Annotated in this window: 14 protein-coding genes; 5 read left to right on the top strand and 9 right to left on the bottom strand. The window is 65.5% G+C overall.

Annotated features, from left to right (window positions below):
* Nucleotides 1-63: 63 nt before the first annotated feature.
* Nucleotides 64-2472 (bottom strand): GcvT family protein, encoded by a 2409-nt coding sequence (locus AADZ90_RS09825; protein WP_367309814.1) that lies wholly within the window; start codon nucleotides 2470-2472, stop codon nucleotides 64-66.
* A 120-nt stretch (nucleotides 2473-2592) separates the two neighbouring features.
* Between AADZ90_RS09825 and AADZ90_RS09820 the strand changes: the two genes are divergently transcribed.
* Entirely contained in the window at nucleotides 2593-3933 is a 1341-nt protein-coding gene (locus AADZ90_RS09820) for a DUF2254 domain-containing protein (RefSeq protein ID WP_367309813.1), read from the top strand.
* On the opposite strand, the gene AADZ90_RS09815 is transcribed toward AADZ90_RS09820, so the two are convergent.
* Complete coding sequence (locus AADZ90_RS09815; RefSeq protein ID WP_367309811.1) at nucleotides 3923-4483, bottom strand: lipid-binding SYLF domain-containing protein; 561 nt, start codon at nucleotides 4481-4483, stop codon at nucleotides 3923-3925. The genes AADZ90_RS09820 and AADZ90_RS09815 overlap by 11 nt on opposite strands.
* Before the next feature lie 338 nt (nucleotides 4484-4821).
* Between AADZ90_RS09815 and bluB the strand changes: the two genes are divergently transcribed.
* Entirely contained in the window at nucleotides 4822-5526 is a 705-nt protein-coding gene (bluB, locus tag AADZ90_RS09810) for a 5,6-dimethylbenzimidazole synthase (RefSeq protein WP_411996991.1), read from the top strand.
* Between the two features lie 64 nt (nucleotides 5527-5590).
* Here bluB and AADZ90_RS09805 read toward each other — a convergent pair whose 3' ends face one another.
* From AADZ90_RS09805 to hemB, 3 genes are all read right to left on the bottom strand, one after another.
* Complete coding sequence (locus AADZ90_RS09805; protein WP_367309810.1) at nucleotides 5591-6445, bottom strand: alpha/beta fold hydrolase; 855 nt, start codon at nucleotides 6443-6445, stop codon at nucleotides 5591-5593.
* Between the two features lie 246 nt (nucleotides 6446-6691).
* A complete protein-coding gene (locus AADZ90_RS09800) occupies nucleotides 6692-7108 on the bottom strand; it encodes a hypothetical protein (RefSeq protein ID WP_367309809.1) in 417 nt (138 codons plus the stop codon).
* A 124-nt stretch (nucleotides 7109-7232) separates the two neighbouring features.
* Nucleotides 7233-8231: a porphobilinogen synthase gene (hemB, locus tag AADZ90_RS09795; protein ID WP_367309808.1), complete on the bottom strand. Its 999-nt coding sequence runs from the start codon at nucleotides 8229-8231 to the stop codon at nucleotides 7233-7235.
* Between the two features lie 123 nt (nucleotides 8232-8354).
* Between hemB and AADZ90_RS09790 the strand changes: the two genes are divergently transcribed.
* From AADZ90_RS09790 to AADZ90_RS09780, 3 genes are read left to right on the top strand one after another with little or no spacing between them, the layout of a single operon-like run.
* The gene (locus tag AADZ90_RS09790; RefSeq protein ID WP_367309807.1) at nucleotides 8355-8885 is read left to right on the top strand and encodes a component of SufBCD complex; all 531 of its coding nucleotides are present in this window, start codon (nucleotides 8355-8357) and stop codon (nucleotides 8883-8885) included.
* A 38-nt stretch (nucleotides 8886-8923) separates the two neighbouring features.
* Entirely contained in the window at nucleotides 8924-12367 is a 3444-nt protein-coding gene (mfd, locus tag AADZ90_RS09785) for a transcription-repair coupling factor (protein WP_367309806.1), read from the top strand.
* 59 nt (nucleotides 12368-12426) lie between these two features.
* Nucleotides 12427-13710 carry a cation:proton antiporter gene (locus tag AADZ90_RS09780; protein WP_367309805.1) on the top strand — a complete coding sequence of 428 codons (1284 nt, stop codon included), beginning with the start codon at nucleotides 12427-12429 and terminating at the stop codon, nucleotides 13708-13710.
* On the opposite strand, the gene AADZ90_RS09775 is transcribed toward AADZ90_RS09780, so the two are convergent.
* The 4 genes from AADZ90_RS09775 to AADZ90_RS09760 all read right to left on the bottom strand — a co-directional run bounded on the left by AADZ90_RS09775 (nucleotide 13707) and on the right by AADZ90_RS09760 (nucleotide 16839).
* Nucleotides 13707-14180 carry a metal-dependent hydrolase gene (locus AADZ90_RS09775; protein WP_367309804.1) on the bottom strand — a complete coding sequence of 158 codons (474 nt, stop codon included), beginning with the start codon at nucleotides 14178-14180 and terminating at the stop codon, nucleotides 13707-13709. The genes AADZ90_RS09780 and AADZ90_RS09775 overlap by 4 nt on opposite strands.
* Nucleotides 14181-14393: 213 nt before the next feature.
* Nucleotides 14394-14711 carry a potassium channel family protein gene (locus AADZ90_RS09770; protein ID WP_367309803.1) on the bottom strand — a complete coding sequence of 106 codons (318 nt, stop codon included), beginning with the start codon at nucleotides 14709-14711 and terminating at the stop codon, nucleotides 14394-14396.
* A complete protein-coding gene (locus AADZ90_RS09765) occupies nucleotides 14708-15358 on the bottom strand; it encodes a DsbA family oxidoreductase (protein ID WP_367309802.1) in 651 nt (216 codons plus the stop codon). The genes AADZ90_RS09770 and AADZ90_RS09765 overlap by 4 nt, the downstream gene beginning before the upstream one ends.
* Nucleotides 15355-16839: a class I adenylate-forming enzyme family protein gene (locus AADZ90_RS09760; RefSeq protein ID WP_367309801.1), complete on the bottom strand. Its 1485-nt coding sequence runs from the start codon at nucleotides 16837-16839 to the stop codon at nucleotides 15355-15357. Before AADZ90_RS09760 ends, AADZ90_RS09765 begins: the two co-directional genes overlap by 4 nt.
* Nucleotides 16840-16857 lie beyond the last annotated feature (18 nt).

Here is a 16857-nt window from a genome sequence, read left to right as displayed (position 1 = left end):
GCTCGGCGCTTCCTTGCGGGCGCTTCTCGCTGGCGAAGAGCGCCCGTGAGGGAGCGATGAGGGTCAGCCGCGCATGCGGGTGCCGTCGGGGTCGAAGAGGGGGGTCGTCAGCATCTCGGCGGGGCGCATCTCGCCCAGGATCTCGATTTCCGCGGTGAGGCCCGGCTGGGCCTTTTCAGACGGGACGAGGGCGAGGGCGACGGAGGTATCCGTGTGATGGGAATAGCCGCCCGACGTGCAGAAGCCCTGTACGCTGCCGTCGATCCAGACCGGTTCATAGGCCACGACATCGGCGTCGTCCGCGTGGACCTTGAAGGGGACAAGGGTGCGGGTGGCCCCTTCGCTGCGCTCTTTCTCGGCCGCTTCGCGGCCTATGAAGGGGGCGTTCTTCTTGAAGGAGATGAAGCGGTCGAGGCCGGTTTCGGCCGCCGTGTAGTCGGGCGAGTACTCGCGCAGCCAGGAGCCGAAGAATTTGTCGAGCCTCAGCGACATCATCGCGCGCATGCCGAAGGGTGTGAGACCCAGCGGTTCGCCCGCCTGCCAGAGCGCATCCCAAAGCGCGCGTTGGGTCATCGGCGAGGTGTAGATCTCGTAGCCGAGATCGCCGGTATAGCTGACCCGCTGGACCCAGGTATCGGCCATCCCGACGGTGAGCGGGCGGGCGTCGAGGAATTTCATGCCTGAGATATCGGCGCGGGCGACGGACTGGAGCAGGTCGCGCGCCTTCGGTCCCGCGATCTGGAAGCCGGTGACGTGGTCCGAGACGTTATCGATCCGCACGCCGTCGTCCAGATGCTGGAGGAACCAGCGCATGTGGTAGCCTTGTGCGCCGTAGGAGGCCGTGAGCTGGAACTCGGTCTCGGACCGGCACGTCACGGTGAAGTCGCCGATCAGGCGGCCGGTGGGCGAGAGCATGGGCGTCAGCGAGACGCGGCCCGGTTGGGGGATGCGGCCGGCGAAGATGCGGTCGAGCCAGGCGCGGGCATTGTCGCCGGTCACGCGGTACTTGCCGAAATTCTGGATCTCGTTGATGCCGACGGCCTCGCGCACCGCCTGCACCTCGCGCCGGATGGCGGCCCAGGCGTCGGAGCGGCGGAAGGTCGGGGTTTCATGATGCGGCTCCTGCCCCTGGGCGAAGTAGTTCGGGACCTCGAGCCCGTATTGCGCGCCGAAAACCGCGCCCATCCCTTTGAAGATGTCGTACATCGGTGTGGTGCGGAAGGGGCGGGCGGCGGGCAGTTCCTCGTTCGGGTAGGAGACGGAGAAGCGCCGCTGGTAGTTCTCGACCACCTTGGGGACCGTGTAGCCCGGCGTCGTCCAGTCGCCGAAGCGGGCAACGTCGAGCGCGGTGACGTCCCGGTCGGCCTCGCCTTCGGTCATCCATTGCGCCAGCGTCAGGCCGACACCGCCGCCCTGCGAGAAGCCCGCCATGACGGCGCAGGCGGACCAGTATCCGCGGAGGCCCGGGATCGGGCCGACAAGGGGGTTGCCATCAGGGGCGAAGGTGAAGGGGCCGTGGATCACGGATTTGACGCCGGCGCGTTCGAGGACGGGAAAGCGGTTATAGGCGAAGGCGATGCTGTCTTCGATCTTGTCGAACTGGTCATTCAACAGCTCGTGGCCGAAGCCCCAGGGCGTGCCGTCGACGGCCCAGGGCTCGCACGGCTGTTCGTAGAAGCCGATGCAGAGCCCCTTGCCCTCTTGCCGCAGGTAGCTTTCGCCGCCGGGGTCGATCACGTGGGGGAATTCCTCGGGTCGGTTGGCGATCTCGGGGATCTCCTCGGTGACGAGGTATTGGTGCGCCATGGGCAGGAGCGGCAGGTAGAGGCCCGCCATCGCGCCGACCTCGCGCGCCCAGAGGCCGCCGGCATTGACGACGTGTTCGGTGTGGATCGTGCCCTGTTCGGTCACCACGTCCCAGGTGCCATCGGGGCGCGGGTTGGTTTCCAGCACGCGGTTGTGGAGGACGATTTCGGCGCCGCCCATCTTGGCGGCCTTGGCATAGGCCTGCGTTGTGCCGGAGGGGTCGAGATGGCCATCGAGCGGGTCGAAGAGGCCGCCGACGATGCCATCTATATTCACCAGCTCGGCACGCTCCTTGATCTCGGCCGGGCTGAGGATTTCGGTATGCAGGCCCATATAGCGGTGCTTGGCCCGTTCGGCCTTGAGCATGTCGAACCGTTCTGGCGTGTCGGCCAGCGTGATGCCGCCCACGTGGTGGAGCCCGCAGGAGAGGCCGGTCAGCTCCTCCAGTTCCTTGTAGAGCCCGATCGTGTAGCCCTGAAGGGCCGCCATGTTGGTGTCGCCGTTCAAGGTATGAAAGCCGCCCGCCGCGTGCCAGGTGGAGCCTGACGTCAGTTCCGACCGCTCGATCAGCATCACGTCGGACCAGCCGAACTTGGTGAGGTGATAGAGGACCGAGCAGCCGACAACGCCGCCTCCGATCACGACGACGCGGGTGGTGGTTTTCATCTGGCGTCCCTCCGTTGGCTACGGGGCCAGCCTAGGACGGGGCGGGACAGGCGGGAAGGTCCGTTTGCGACATCCGCCCGCCTGTCGCGGACCCGTTGGACGTCTGGCGCGTTGGAGGGGATGGACAAGCTGAAAGCCCTTCCCGTCACGATCCTGCGCAAGGCGTTGACCTATTGGCGGAAACTCTGGGTGCGCGTGGTTGTCATGGGGCTTCTGTCGCTGGCGGTGATCGGGCTGACGCAGTTCATCGAACCGCTGATCCCCGATGCGCTGGCAACCTATGTGTCGGGTCAGGCGGCGGACCGGCTTCTGGATATCATCGCCAACGCGATGCTGGCCGCGACGATCTTTTCGCTGACCGTGATGGTCAGCGTCTTCCGCTCGTCCGCGTCGCAGTGGACGCCGCGGATCCATCGGCTGATCATGCAGGACCCGACGACGCAGAACACGCTGTCGACCTTCATCGGCGCCTATGTCTTCGCGCTGACCGCGATCGTCCTGCGGGAGCTGAACGTCTACGGCGACGATCAGGCTTTCGTTCTGTTCTGCACGACCGTGCTGGTGCTGATGCTGATCGTCTTCTCGCTGATCCGCTGGACGCTGCATCTGCAGACCTTCGGCAGCCTCATCGCCTCGTCCCGGCAGGTGGAGGAGATCACCCGGAAACAGTTCGAGGAGCGTCTGTCGAGGCCATGCCTTGGCGCGCATCCGCTGACCGACGACATCGAAATCCCCGACGCCGCCTGTCCGGTGCGCGCGGACAAGACGGGGTATATCCAGATGATCTATCAGGAATCGCTGAATGCCCGGGCGCAAAGCCACGGCTTCGACGTCTATCTGACGCGCGCGGTGGGATCCTTTCTGGTGGAAGGTGAAGTCATTGCGTGGATCCACGATACGGGCGATGCCGAAGAGGAGCTGGAGGATGAGCGCGAGTTCGACGAGATTCTGCGCGCCCATCTCGTGCGGGACGACGTGCGGACCTACGATCAGGATCCCCGGTTCGGCCTCATGGTGCTGGGCGAGATTGCGTCGAAGGCCCTGTCGCCGGGGATCAACGACCCCGGCACCGCGATCGATGTGATCACCCGGCTGACCCGGCTTCTGATGGCCTATCATGACGAGACGGAGGCGGCGGAGGAGCCGAGCCTGAAGCGGCTATGGGTGCCGCCGCTGTCACCTGCCGATCTGATCGAGGACGGGTTCGGTCCGCTGGCGCGCGACGGGTCGGCGATCATCGAGGTGCAGCAGCGCCTGCAGAAGGCGTTGAGCGCCCTGATGAACCACCCCGATCAGGCGATGAGCGATGCCGCGTTCGGGGCCGCACAGATCCAGTTCCGCAGGGCATCGGAGGGGTTGAAATTTGACCACGACCGGGACCGGCTTCGCGATGTGACCGATGCACAGGTTCTCGACGCGGTGGAGGGGGCGCAGGACGCGCCCCGATCCGCTACGGGATGATGCGGGTGTATTTGGTGCCTTCCAGCGTGGCACCCGCGCGCAGGCCCGTCTGCGCAAAGACCACTGCAATCACCGGGGCGAGAGTCGTCGTCGTCTCGGCCCGAAGCATCTCGGCCTGATCGGCGAAAGCATATTCCACGTCGGCGCCGGCAGCCCAGCCGGTGGAGCGGCGGAAGTCGAAGAGCGCCTCGTCGGTCATGAAGAAGAGCGCGTGAGCATATTGCTGGGCACCGATCTGGAAGCCTGCCGAGGCGGAGGTGGCCGAATAGTAGTCGATCGTCGTGCCGTTGACCCTGAGTGCGCCGCGCCCGTAGGCCGCGCCGAAGCCGAGCCCGGCTTCGGTAATCACGGGCATCACGAGGATGCCGGTTGCCTTGTTCCCGATCTCCCGCGTCGAAGGGTAGCGGTCGTAGAGGAAATTGAGCGTGGAATCGACGCGGGCGTCGATGGTCTCGCCCCCCTGGGAGCCGATGCCGTTGCCGCAGGCGGCGAGGGTCGAAGCGGCCGCGATGGCTCCGAAAGCGAAGCTGCGGCGGGTGTAACTGTTCATGACGTTGGGCCTGCTCTGATGTGCCTGTTGGTGCCGGATTTGCCCGGTCTGTATGTCAATACTATACGCTGTATGGCCGGTTGTGTCGATGGGCTAGGGATAGCGGTCGTGGACACATCTTTGGCACTGATCCACGGCGGGTCTTGGTCTCGAGGTCGTTGCAGGTATTTTTTGTTAGCCCTCTGATTTCCCGCTCTTTTTCACGTTCTTTGCTTTTCGGGGATTTATGGGCGAATGGCGCTGAAAGGGGATCCTCGGCCTGGTGGCCGATATCTGGGACGCTCGTAGGGGCAAGACTCTCGGTCGACAATGAAGCTCTGGCTCACGGATTGTCGCTGATGCGGGGATTCGCCCTTCGGGCCGGTGAGGCCGGGCAAAAGCGTTTCCTTCGGCCCGAACTTGCGGCAGGACTGCGCCTCATGAAGATGACCAAGACCCATCGCGCGGCATTGACCGACATCCTGACCTGGCGGCGCGACGTGCGGCATTTCCGGCCAGATCCGGTGCCGGAGGCGGTGATGGCGGAGGTGATGGCGTCGGTCGATCTTGCGCCGTCGGTCGGCAATAGCCGCCCCTGGCGGTTCGTCCGTGTGCGGAGCGCGGCCGCGCGGGACGCCGTCATCGCGTCGTTCGAGCGTTGCAATGCCGCGGCGTCTGAGGGGTATGGCGGCGCTGAGCAGGCGCGGTACCGGGCACTGAAACTCGCCGGGTTGCGGGAAGCGCCGGAGCATCTGGCGGTCTTCACCGACCCCGACCCGGCCGAGGGGCGCGGCCTTGGCAGGCAGACGATGCCCGAGACGCTGGACTATTCGACGGTGATGGCGATCCATACCCTGTGGCTCACCGGGCGGGCCCGGGGGTTGGGCGTTGGCTGGGTCTCGATCCTCGACCCCGGCGTCGTACGGGCAGCGCTCGAGGTGCCCGCAGCGTGGCGGCTGACCGGGTATCTGTGCCTGGGCTATCCGGAGGCAGAGAGCACTGTGCCCGAGCTGGAAGAGCAGGGTTGGCAGGCGCGCGCGCCTTCCGTCTGGCTGGAGCGCTAGGGGGTCTGGTGCGACTGTCAGTTCAGGCGGGCCGCTCTTCCGTCCTTGCGGCCGTCATCGCTTGTCAGGCGAGCTGTGTTGCCAGAGGCGATGAGCGGCCGGCCAGCCAGCGCAGGAAGAGCGCGCGAAAGCGGGTGGGGTCTTCCAGGAACGGCAGGTGGCCGGTCTTCATCAAGAGCGCATGGCCATTCGGCAGCGCCTTGATGAGGTCCAGTTGGTGTGCGGGTGGCACGACGGGATCCTGTGTGCCGATGATGCAGAGTGCGGGCTGGCGGATCTCGGCCAGGTTTTCGCGTACGCATTGCCGGCCGAGCCAGAGCGCCACGGCGTGGAGCGCCTCGGGATAGATCTGGGCAAGCTCTGTCCGCATCCGTTCGGGCAAGGCGAGGTCGGTCGCGCGGTTGGCCAGTACCGTCTCGACCCCCCGGCGGAAGCGCGCCGGATCGGCAAGCCAGTAGCGGATGACCCAGGCGAAGGTCAGCGGGCCGACAAAGGGGATCTCGGTGATCCGGGCCGACAGGCTGCGCGTGCCGTCGAGCCCGCCCGAGAAGAGCGTGCCGACGAGCGCCATGTCATGGACGAGGTCCGGGTGGCGGCGCGCCATCTGCAGCGCGACGAGCCCGCCGGTGGAATGGCCGACCAGCCTGACGGGGCCGTCGAAGGTGCGGCGGAGAACATCGGCGTAGCGGTCGATGAAGGTGCCGTCATGCAGGTCGTCGGAGAGGCGGGCTGCGTCCTCGCCCATCGCGTGGCCGGGGAGCGGCAGGGCGAGGAGCGGCCTGTCGGTGTCGGGCAGGGCATCCACGACGGGCTCCCAGATCGCGGAGGTCTCCAGAAGACCGTGGAGGAAGACCACCGGCAGGCCGTCGCCATCGCGGCGAAACCAGCGGAGGGGAGTGGGGGCGAGGCGTTTCAGCATGTCCGGCCTGGCGATTGTTTCGAAGGTTGAACGCCTTTCCGACCCTTTGGTTCACAGCCAGATTGCCGTCTGACCGATGGAGATCCCGAATGGGGCCGGGAGTGCCTGGGTCTAAAGGCGGGGTGGAAGCGGCTTTTCGGCTCTATCGCAGTAGTCCGAGAAAGTACCGTACAAATGTGGATCTCGACTTCCCTTGGAGAAGTGTCCAAGGAAATACAGGTCATCCGCGAAATCCGATAGTGGCGGCTAAGGCGGGCAGCCAATTGGAGAGGCGACGTGCGGGGCGTCGTTATCCGGTAGCGAGCCTTCTTTACAGATGGGATGATCCGGCTTTCCGCGCTCCATATTGCCGGTGCGGATTAGGATACATCCGGCCTGACCCTCGTGCAGAAGAAGATCGCCTGTTTGAGTGAGGTAAAGATTCGATCCACGCCACCAACCAGCATCGGGGTTTAGGTTGATTTTCAGGCTGGTGGTGTCTTTTGTGATCGTAAGCTGCCGATGCCAGTCGCTTTGAAAACCAAAATTTGGCCGGAGTGTCATGAGGACCGTTATGTCGTCATGCCGGGTCACTATGTCCGGATCCATGCCCGGCTCTTGCCAAGTGCTGACCACCCACACAGTTGCGACGATCAACAAAATCAGAATGAAGACAATGTGCATAAGCCGGTCATAAAACCGGGAAGGTGCAGACTTCCTGCGAGAGTTGAGCAGCGAACCTTTAGGGGTCAGGGGCGCCGGGACTCCTGAACGAGAGGTCTCGGATCAAGCAGGGACGGCACGGGGCTCAGGAGGCGAGGGCACGCGCCGCGTCAACGGCGAAATAGGTCAAGATGCCGTCGCAGCCGGCGCGTTTGAAGGCGGTGAGGCTTTCGAACATGACGGCGTCCCCGTCGAGCCAGCCGTTCTGGCTGGCGGCCTGTAGCATCGCGTATTCGCCGCTGACCTGGTAGGCGAAGGTGGGGGCGCCGAACGTTTCCTTGGCCCGCCTGCAGATGTCGAGATAGGGCATGCCCGGCTTGACCATGATCATGTCCGCGCCTTCGGTCAGGTCGCGGGCGATCAGGCGCAGCGCCTCGTCGGAATTGGCGGGGTTCATCTGATAGGTCTTCTTGTCGCCCACCAGCCGGGCGGAGGCGCCGACGGCGTCGCGGAAGGGGCCGTAGAAGGCGCTCGCATATTTGGCGGCGTAGCTGAGGATGGCGACATTGCGATGGCCCTCGGCCTCGAGCGCCTGGCGGATCGCGCCGATGCGGCCGTCCATCATGTCGGACGGGCCGAGGATGTCGGCGCCTGCCTCGGCCTGGGCGAGGGCCATCTTCACCAAGGCCTCGACGCTTTCGTCGTTGATGATCTCGCCGTCCACCACGAAGCCGTCATGGCCGTTCACGTTATAGGGGTCGAGCGCGATGTCGGTCATCACCGCGATCTCGGGCACGGCGTCCTTGATCGCGCGGATCGTACGGTTGACGAGGTTGTCCGCGTCCCACGCCATCGCGCAATCCTCTGTCTTCAGCGCCTGTTCGGTATAGGGAAAGAGGCAGATCGCGGGGATGCCGAGGCCGTGGGCCTCCTGCGCCGCCTTGACGATGCGATCCGTCGTCAGCCGCGCAACGCCGGGCATGGAGGGGATGGGATCTTCGGCATCCGCGCCCTCCATCACGAAGACCGGCCAGATGAAATCGGCGGGCGTCAGGGTGGCTTCCTGCACCATGGCGCGCAGGGCAGGTGTGCGCTTTAGGCGGCGGAACCGGGTTGCGGGGTAGGGGGCGGAGAGCGGCTGCATGGGAATTCTCAGATAGATTGTGTCTTCTGTGCCTGACACGTGGCGGCCGGCGGCTCAAGGGGGTGGCGGAGCAGGGAGGCGCTGGCTAGGGTCGCGCGCACCAACCCAGTGGCGGGTATCCGATTGTCGATTTACGAAACTCTGGTCGAGATCATCGACCTCCGCTCTTTCTCGAACTTGTGGTACTGGATCGGCCTTGCGGTGATCTGGTCGAGTGCGAGCCATTGGGTGCTGGGCGTTCCTTATGATCTGGTATTGCGGGCGCGGCGGCATGGCGGACAGCATTATCAGGATCTGCAGGATCTGGTGCGGATCAACGTGAACAGGATTCTCGGGATCGTCGAGATCTCGGGGATGTGGCTGGTGGGCTTTGTGTCGTTCATGCTGACGGGGCTGACGCTTTTGTCGTTCTGGTATGACGTGGAGTTTGCGCAGGCTCTCTTCTTTATCGCGTTCCCGATGACCTTCGTCGGCATGATGAGCTACACCACTGCGCGGCAGATCCGGCGGGATGCGCCGGAGGGCGAGGCCTTGTTCGCGCTGTTATCGCGGCACCGCTTCTTCGTGCAACTGATCGGGATGCTGGCGCTTCTGGTGACAGCGATGTTCGGAATGTACCAGAACCTGACGTTGGGGCCGTTTCAGGACCTCTGAATGTTGACTTGCGCGGCGGAGCGCGTAGGTGAGCGCCCATGCCGGATTCCACCAAGATCACCGTCTCGGGCGCGCCCGAAGGCTTTGACGCCCGTCTCGTTCTGAAGGAACTGGAGGCGGGGCCTGTCGTCCATGTGGCGCGCGACGACAAGCGGCTGGCGGCGATGCAGGCGGCGCTCGCCTTTTTCGCGCCGGAGGTGCCGGTGATGGTGTTTCCAGCCTGGGATTGCCTGCCCTATGACCGGGTGTCGCCGCATTCGGATGTCTCGGCGGCGCGGATGGCCACGCTGGCGGCGCTGGTGCACGGGATGCCCGAGCGGTTCGTGCTGCTGACGACGCTGAATGCGGCGACGCAGAAGGTGCCCGCGCGCGAGATCCTGCAGGAGGCGGCGTTCACGGCGACGGTGGGCAAGCGCATCGACGAGGCGGCGCTGAAGGCGTTCCTCGTGCGGATGGGGTTCACCCAGGCGCCGACGGTCACTGAACCGGGCGATTACGCGGTGCGTGGCGGGATCATCGATGTCTATCCGCCGGGGGAGACGGGGCCGGTGCGGCTGGACCTGTTCGGCGACGTGCTGGACGGGGCGCGGCGGTTCGATCCGGTCACACAGCGGACGATCGAAAAGCTCAATGTGGTGGAGCTGGCGCCGGTCTCCGAGGTGATCTTGGACGAGGCGGCGATCACCCGGTTCCGGCAGAACTACCGGATCGAATTCGGGGCCGCAGGAACGGATGATCCCTTGTACGAAGCCGTCAGCGCCGGGCGGAAGCACCAGGGGATCGAGCATTGGCTGGGCCTGTTCCACGCGCGGCTGGAAACGCTGTTCGACTACCTGCCCGGTGCTGCGGTGACGCTGGACGATCAGGTGACGCCATCGCGGCTGAGCCGGTGGGAGCAGATCGCGGATCAATACGAGACGCGGAAGGTGGCGATGAACCAGCGCGGCATGGGATCGGTCTACAAGCCCGCCCCACCCGAGACGCTGTATCTGGACGACGCCGCGTGGGAGGCGGCAGTGGACGGGCGGCGGGTTCTGCAATTCGCGCCGCTGCCGCAGCCGACGGGGCCGGGCGTCACGGATGCGGGCGGCCGGATCGGGCGCAACTTCTCGCCTGAGCGTCAGCAGGAAAGCGTCAGCCTTTTCGGCGCCCTGGCGTCGCATCTCAAGGCAAAACTCGCGGACGGTCCGGTGGTCGTCGCCTCGTATTCCGAGGGCGCGCGGGAGCGGCTGGAAGGGCTGATCGAGGATGAGGGCGTGGCCGAGGCGATCCTGATCCGCGACTTCAAGGGCGTCGGCAAGCGCGGGCTGCATCTGGCCGTCTGGGCGCTGGAACACGGGTTCGAAAGCCCGGGCCTGACGGTGATCTCCGAACAGGACGTCCTGGGTGACCGGCTGATCCGGCAGACGAAGAAGAAACGGCGGGCCGAGAACTTCCTGACCGAGACACAGAGCCTGACGCCCGGCGATCTGGTGGTTCATGTGGACCACGGCGTCGGGCGGTATCAGGGGCTGGAGGTCGTGACGGCCCTGGGCGCGGCGCATGAGACGCTGCTGCTGGAATATGCAGAAGGATCAAAGCTTTACCTGCCTGTCGAGAATATCGAGCTGTTGTCCAAGTTCGGGCACGAGGAAGGGTTGCTCGACAAGCTGGGCGGCGGGGCGTGGCAGGCCAAGAAGGCGCGCCTGAAAGAGCGGATCCGCCAGATCGCCGACAAGCTGATCCGGGTGGCTGCCGAGCGGGCACTGCGGACGGCCCCCGTGATGGAGCCGCAGGAGGGGCTGTGGGAGCAGTTCTGCGCGCGATTCCCCTATGAAGAGACCGAGGATCAGCTCTCGGCCATCGAGGATGTGCTGACGGATATGGCAGCCGGCAAGCCGATGGACCGGCTGATCTGCGGCGACGTGGGCTTCGGCAAGACCGAGGTCGCGATGCGGGCGGCCTTCGTCGCCGCGATGTCGGGCACGCAGGTCGCTGTGATCGCGCCGACGACGCTGCTGGCGCGCCAACACTACAAGAGCTTCGCCGACCGGTTCCGCGGGTTCCCCGTGCAGGTGCGGCCCCTGTCACGGTTCGTGTCTCAGCGCGACGCGCAGCTGACGAAGGAGGGGATCACACGGGGGACGGCGGATGTCGTCGTCGGCACCCACGCGCTGCTGGCCAAGGGGATCAAGTTCAAGAATCTCGGCCTGCTCGTCGTGGATGAAGAGCAGAAGTTCGGCGTCACCCACAAGGAGCGGCTGAAATCCCTCCGTACGGATGTGCATGTGCTGACGCTGACCGCGACGCCGATCCCGCGGACGCTGCAGATGTCGCTGTCGGGCGTGCGGGAGCTTTCCATCATCGGCACGCCGCCGGTCGACAGGCTGGCCATCCGGACCTATGTCAGCGAATTCGATCCGGTCACGATCCGCGAGGCGCTGCTGCGCGAGCATTACCGCGGCGGGCAAAGCTTCTACGTCGTCCCCCGGATCAGCGACCTGCCCGAGATTGAGGAGTTCTTGAAGGAGCAGCTGCCGGAGCTGACTTACGTCGTGGCCCACGGCCAGATGGCGGCGGGCGAGTTGGATGACCGGATGAACGCCTTCTACGACGGCAAGTTCGACGTGCTTCTGGCGACGACGATCGTCGAATCGGGCCTCGACATCCCGACAGCCAACACCATGGTGATCCACCGGGCCGATATGTTCGGCCTCGCGCAGCTCTATCAGATCCGGGGGCGCGTGGGGCGGTCGAAGACCCGCGCCTACGCCTATCTGACGACCAAGCCGCGCGTGAAGCTGACGCCGCAGGCGGAAAAGCGTCTGCGCGTTCTGGGCTCGCTCGACACGCTGGGGGCCGGGTTCACGCTCGCCTCGCAGGATCTGGATATCCGCGGCGCGGGCAATCTGCTGGGCGAGGAACAATCCGGCCAGATGCGCGAGGTGGGCTACGAGCTTTACCAGCAGATGCTGGAAGAGCAGATCGCCAAGATCAAGTCGGGCGAGGCCGAGGGGATCGTCGATGACGGGCAATGGGCGCCGTCGATCAACCTAGGCGTCGCCGTGCTGATCCCCGAGGCCTATGTGCCCGACCTCGACGTGCGGCTGGGCCTCTACCGGCGCCTGTCGGAACTGACGACGAAGGTCGAGCTGGAGGGCTTTGCCGCCGAACTGATCGACCGCTTCGGCAAGCTGCCGAAAGAGGTGAACACCCTGCTGCTGGTCGTCCGCATCAAAGCGATGTGCAAACGCGCCGGGATCGCCCGGCTGGATGCGGGGCCGAAGGGGGCGACGATCCAGTTCCACAACGACAAGTTCGCCTCGCCCGAAGGGCTGGTGGAGTTCATTCAGGACCAAAAGGGCCTCGCCAAGGTCAAGGACAACAAGATCTTCGTCCGCCGCGACTGGAAGACAGAGGCCGACAAGATCAAGGGCGCCTTCGCCGTCGCCCGCGATCTGGCCGAGAAGGCGAAGAAGGGGGCGAAGGCGCCCGCCGCCTGACCCCGGGGAACCGCAACCGCCGCCGCGCCGTTGACCCCGTGTCTTTCGATGGGGGCGGAATGCTGGGGACGCTCGATTACCGCGATATCTTCTACGCCGTTTTCGGCCTTGCGCTGCTGGGGCTGACATTCCAGCCTTACCTGTCGCGCTACCGTCTGGTGAACATTCCGCTGATCTACGTCTTGATCGGGATCGCCATCGGCGCGATCGGCCTGCCTGTGATCGATCCGCGGGGCGGCGGGTTGCAGACCGCGATCATCGAACATGCCTCGGAGCTGATCGTGATCATTTCGCTCGCGGGCGCCGGGCTTGCCATCGATACGAAAGGCAGCTGGCGCAACTGGAACGCGGCGTTCCGGCTGATCCTCATCACCATGCCGCTGACCATCGTGGCCATCGCGCTGTTTGGCGTCTGGGGGCTTGGGCTGACGATCCCGGGGGCGCTGCTTCTCGCCGCGGCGCTCGCGCCGACCGATCCGGTGCTGGCCCGGTCCGTGCAGGTCAGCCCGCCGGGCCAGGAAGAAGACCCGATGGAGGTCTCCCTGACCGCCGAGGCGGGCCTGAACGACGGTCTGGCCTTTCCCTTCGTCTACCTTGCCATCGGCGCGGCCACGATGGGCGCGATGGCGATCGACGAATGGGGCTGGGGCTGGCTGGGCTTCGACTTCGCCTACCGCGTCGCGGCGGGCTGGATTGTGGGCTACGCCTGCGGCTGGGTGATTTCCCGCATAGCGACCTCCCAGATCGGGGACGCCAGTCAGGGGGCGTGGAATTCCATCGTGATGATCCTCGCTGCCACGCTCATCAGCTATGGCGTGACGGAGGCCGTGGACGGCTACGGCTTCCTCGCCGTCTTCGCCGCCACGCGGGCCGGGCGCAGCAACACCCGCGGGACCGAGATGGAAGGCTACGAGAAGTTCGTCCATCACGGCGCCGACCAGCTGGAATCGATCCTGCTGGCGCTGCTCCTGCTCTGGCTCGGGACGTTCATCGGTGCGGGCGCGCTGGCGGACCTCACCTGGACCGAGGTCGCCTTTGCCGTGGCTCTGATCTTCCTGATCCGCCCCGTGGCCGGATGGATCGGTCTTCTGGGTGTCGATTGTCAAAACCTCGCCCGCCGCAACGTCGCCTTCTTCGGCATCCGCGGCATGGGCTCTGTCTTCTACATCGCCTACGCCCAGAACCACGCCTCGTTCGGAGACATCGACACGGTGTGGCGCGTGGCGGCCATCACGATCCTTCTCTCGATCCTGATCCACGGCTTCGCCGCCAATTTCGTCCTCCAGTCCGGCGACGAAGAGGAACATCCCTATGCCGCCAAGAAACGGGCGGAGGCCGATTAGGCCTCTCTCCGCCGCCCGACCGGGAGGGTGAGTGCAGCAGCCCAGATCGCCACCTCGATCAGGAAGACCGGGTGGAGGATGAAGTTCAGAACCCAGTGATCGAAGCGCGCAGGAACTTCGATGAGGGTGAAAAACCGGTCTGAGAACGGCCATGCCCAGGCGATGCCGCCTGCAATGGCGTCCAGGCAGATGTGAAGGAAGATACTCAGGAAGAACGCAATTCCGGCAGGCAGTAGCGCGGGTTTGGCACGCCGAACAAGGGGCAGGACGACAGCCCCGACAATCAGCCAGAAGCCGGGAATGTGGACCCAGTAATGGTGGTGATGGAAGGCCCGGTCGTCGATCAGGTAGAACCAGATAAGATCAAGATCGGGAAGCGCGGCGCCGAACACTGCCGCAGGCACGACATACCGCGCAGAGGTCAGCGACCGCCCGAGAACATAGCCCGCCGGAAGATGCGCCGTGATCATGCCGCAACCGATCCGGCCAAGGCGCTCAAGTCACAGGCTTTCTTTACCCGCTCGATCAGGCCATCCGCCACCCGATCCGCCTCGGAAAATCGTGTCATGTCCTCATCTTGCCGGAAATACTTCGGGGGATGGAAGGGGGCAGCGCCCCCTTCCGCCTGCGTGGCGAACGCAAAACCTCGAATGCGCTCGTCAGAGCGCGCCGGAAAGAAACCCTCAGCCGGACTCTTTCGCCTGCCGGGCTTCGCGGCGCTTGCGGCGCAGTTCGCTCTGACGGTGGATCGTCATGTGGCTGAGTTGCTGGATCGCCGCGGCAAAAACCCCGAGGCCAAGGAAGATCAGGACGGTCGTCCCGATCTTGCCGATGGCCGTTGCGGGGACCAAGCTGCCATAGCCCACCGTCGACAATGTCACAACGGTGAAGAAATAGGCGTCGAGCCAAGTCCAGTCCTCGACCACGCGGAAGAACACGGTGCCGCCTGCGATGATCGTCAGAAGGGCGCCGAAGACGGCGAGGAGAGCGTCGCGGCTCACGTTTCAGCCTCCTCCATCTGCTGGGTGATCTCGTCGATCACCTTGAGCCAGAGATCGGGCGGTTGGGCGCCGGGAACGGCATGCTTGCCCGCCACGATGAAGGTCGGAACGCCCGTAATCCCCATCTCGCGCGCCTTGGCGTCGCGGTCGCTGATCCCGTCCAGATCGGCGTCCGACTCCAGCAGGCGGTGGATCGCCGCCGCATCCAGCCCCGCGCCATCGGCGATGTCGGCGAGCGTGTCGCGGTCACCGATATCGCGACCCTCCTTGAAATACGCGGCGAAAAGCGCATCGACCACCGCCTGTTGCTTGCGCTCGATCCCCGCCCAGTGGATCAGCCTGTGCGCGTCGAGCGTGTTGGGTGTGCGGGTGATCCCGTCGAGGTCGATATCAAGCCCGATCTCCTTCGCATGATCGGCGATGCGGCCGTAGACGTCTTTCGCCCCTTCCGCGCCGCCGAACTTGGCTTCGAGATAGGCCTTCCGGTCCATCCCCTCGCGCGGCATGTCGGGGTTTAGCTGGAAGGGGTGCCACTGGATCGCAAACGGGTGATCGGGCCGCTCTGCCAAGGCCCGGTCGAGCTGGATCTTGCCGATCAGGCACCATGGGCAGATCGGATCTGAAATGATGTCGAGCTGGATACTCATGGGACGGGGTCCTTTTCGGTCTCGAAGTCTGCGCGAAGCTGCCGGCGCAGGAGTTTTCCGTTGGCACCGCGGGGCAGCTCGGCCAGGCGGCGGTAAAGACGGGGTTGCTTATAGCGCGCAAGGCGGGTGGCGGCGAATGCCTTAAGATCGTCCTCCACGATATCGCGAGCTGCTGTGTAGAAGGCGGCGATGATCGTGGCGTTGGATTTCACCGCAACCTCGGCCGCGGCGATGTCGGTGATCTCGGGATGGGCGGCCAGCGCCGCTTCGACCTCCAGTGGCGAGACGCGGACGCCGCCCGCATTCATCATGTCGTCGGCGCGGCCGAGATAGATGATGGCGCCATCCGGCTCGGCCCGGCCAAGGTCGCCGGTCAGAAACCAGTCACCGTCGAAGCGGGCGGCGGTTTCCTCGGGCGCATTGAGGTAGCCGAGCATCAAACCGGGGTCCGAGCGGTGGATTGCGATCGTGCCGACATTGGCCTCGGTCCCGCCCGTGCGAAGGGTCACGCGGCGGCCGGGCTGGGGATAGCCGGACGTGCCGGGTGGTGCGGCACGGGCCGGGGAACCGGAGAGGAAGGTGGAGCATTCGGACATACCGAACGCCTCGTGGATCTTCGTGCCAGTGGCCGTTTCCCACGCGGCGCGTGTCTGGTCGGGGAGTTTCTCTCCCGCCGAAAGGCCGTGGCGCAGGTGCGGCTGGTCGAGGAGCGGGGAGGCACGGAGGAGCTGGCGGTAGACACCAGGCGCAGCGGCGAAGAGCGTGGCCTCGTGGCGTTTCATCAGAAGTGGCAGAAGATCCGGCTTGGTGCCCGCCTGTGGGATCAGGGCCGTGGCGCCGATGGTCCATGGATCGAGCAATCCGGTGCCGAGCGTGTATGTCCAGTTGAAAGCACCCGCGTGCAGCAAGCGGTCGTCCTTGGTCAGGCCATACCACCCGTCGACCATCATCTGGCGGGCAAGGATGGCGCGGTGCGCGTGGATCACGCCGCGCGGCTGGCCGGAGGTGCCGGAGGTGTAGACAATGTAGGCGGCGCGGTCGGGGTCGCCCGTCGCATACTCCGCGGGCGGAAGATCACGCCAGCTCCGCAGGGTCGCAAGGTCGTGGACCGACGCCGGATGATCGGGCAGGGCCGCCTTGCCGTCATGGAGGATCGCCGCGGGTGAAAGATCCGCGGCGAGAGCCGTGACCTCGGGCGCGGTAAGGGCGGCTGAGGTGGGGACGGGGATGACGCCAGCGGTGATCGCACCAAGATAGGCGATTGGAAAGTCTGCGGAGTTGCCGAGGCGGAGAAGGACGCGGTCACTCGGTTCAAGGCCCGCCTTGAGCAGCCCGGTCGCCGTGCCGCGCACGGCCGCCTCGAGCCGGGCGTAGGACCAGCGTTCGGCCTTCGTGGGGCCCAGGATCGCGAGCGCGATCTTGTCGGGCCGGTCGGTGGCGCGGGCCAGCACATGGGCGGCGAGGTTGAACGGGGCGGGCATGTCTTGGGGCTATGCGCT

Source organism: Aestuariibius violaceus (assembly GCF_040779325.2).
Classification (GTDB): Bacteria; Pseudomonadota; Alphaproteobacteria; order Rhodobacterales; family Rhodobacteraceae; genus Aestuariibius; species Aestuariibius violaceus.
Note: the sequence above shows the minus strand (reverse complement) of the source record. Positions and strands in the feature narration are given on the sequence as shown.

Bases quoted from the DNA above. Each gene is read 5' to 3' on its own strand.
- AADZ90_RS09825 (WP_367309814.1), bottom strand. From the start codon at position 2,472: ATGAAAACCACCACCCGCGTCGTCGTGATCGGAGGCGGCGTTGTCGGC.
- AADZ90_RS09820 (WP_367309813.1), top strand. From the start codon at position 2,593: ATGGACAAGCTGAAAGCCCTTCCCGTCACGATCCTGCGCAAGGCGTTG.
- AADZ90_RS09815 (WP_367309811.1), bottom strand. From the start codon at position 4,483: ATGAACAGTTACACCCGCCGCAGCTTCGCTTTCGGAGCCATCGCGGCC.
- bluB (WP_411996991.1), top strand. From the start codon at position 4,822: ATGCGGGGATTCGCCCTTCGGGCCGGTGAGGCCGGGCAAAAGCGTTTC.
- AADZ90_RS09805 (WP_367309810.1), bottom strand. From the start codon at position 6,445: ATGCTGAAACGCCTCGCCCCCACTCCCCTCCGCTGGTTTCGCCGCGAT.
- AADZ90_RS09800 (WP_367309809.1), bottom strand. From the start codon at position 7,108: ATGCACATTGTCTTCATTCTGATTTTGTTGATCGTCGCAACTGTGTGG.
- hemB (WP_367309808.1), bottom strand. From the start codon at position 8,231: ATGCAGCCGCTCTCCGCCCCCTACCCCGCAACCCGGTTCCGCCGCCTA.
- mfd (WP_367309806.1), top strand. From the start codon at position 8,924: ATGCCGGATTCCACCAAGATCACCGTCTCGGGCGCGCCCGAAGGCTTT.
- AADZ90_RS09780 (WP_367309805.1), top strand. From the start codon at position 12,427: ATGCTGGGGACGCTCGATTACCGCGATATCTTCTACGCCGTTTTCGGC.
- AADZ90_RS09775 (WP_367309804.1), bottom strand. From the start codon at position 14,180: ATGATCACGGCGCATCTTCCGGCGGGCTATGTTCTCGGGCGGTCGCTG.
- AADZ90_RS09765 (WP_367309802.1), bottom strand. From the start codon at position 15,358: ATGAGTATCCAGCTCGACATCATTTCAGATCCGATCTGCCCATGGTGC.
- AADZ90_RS09760 (WP_367309801.1), bottom strand. From the start codon at position 16,839: ATGCCCGCCCCGTTCAACCTCGCCGCCCATGTGCTGGCCCGCGCCACC.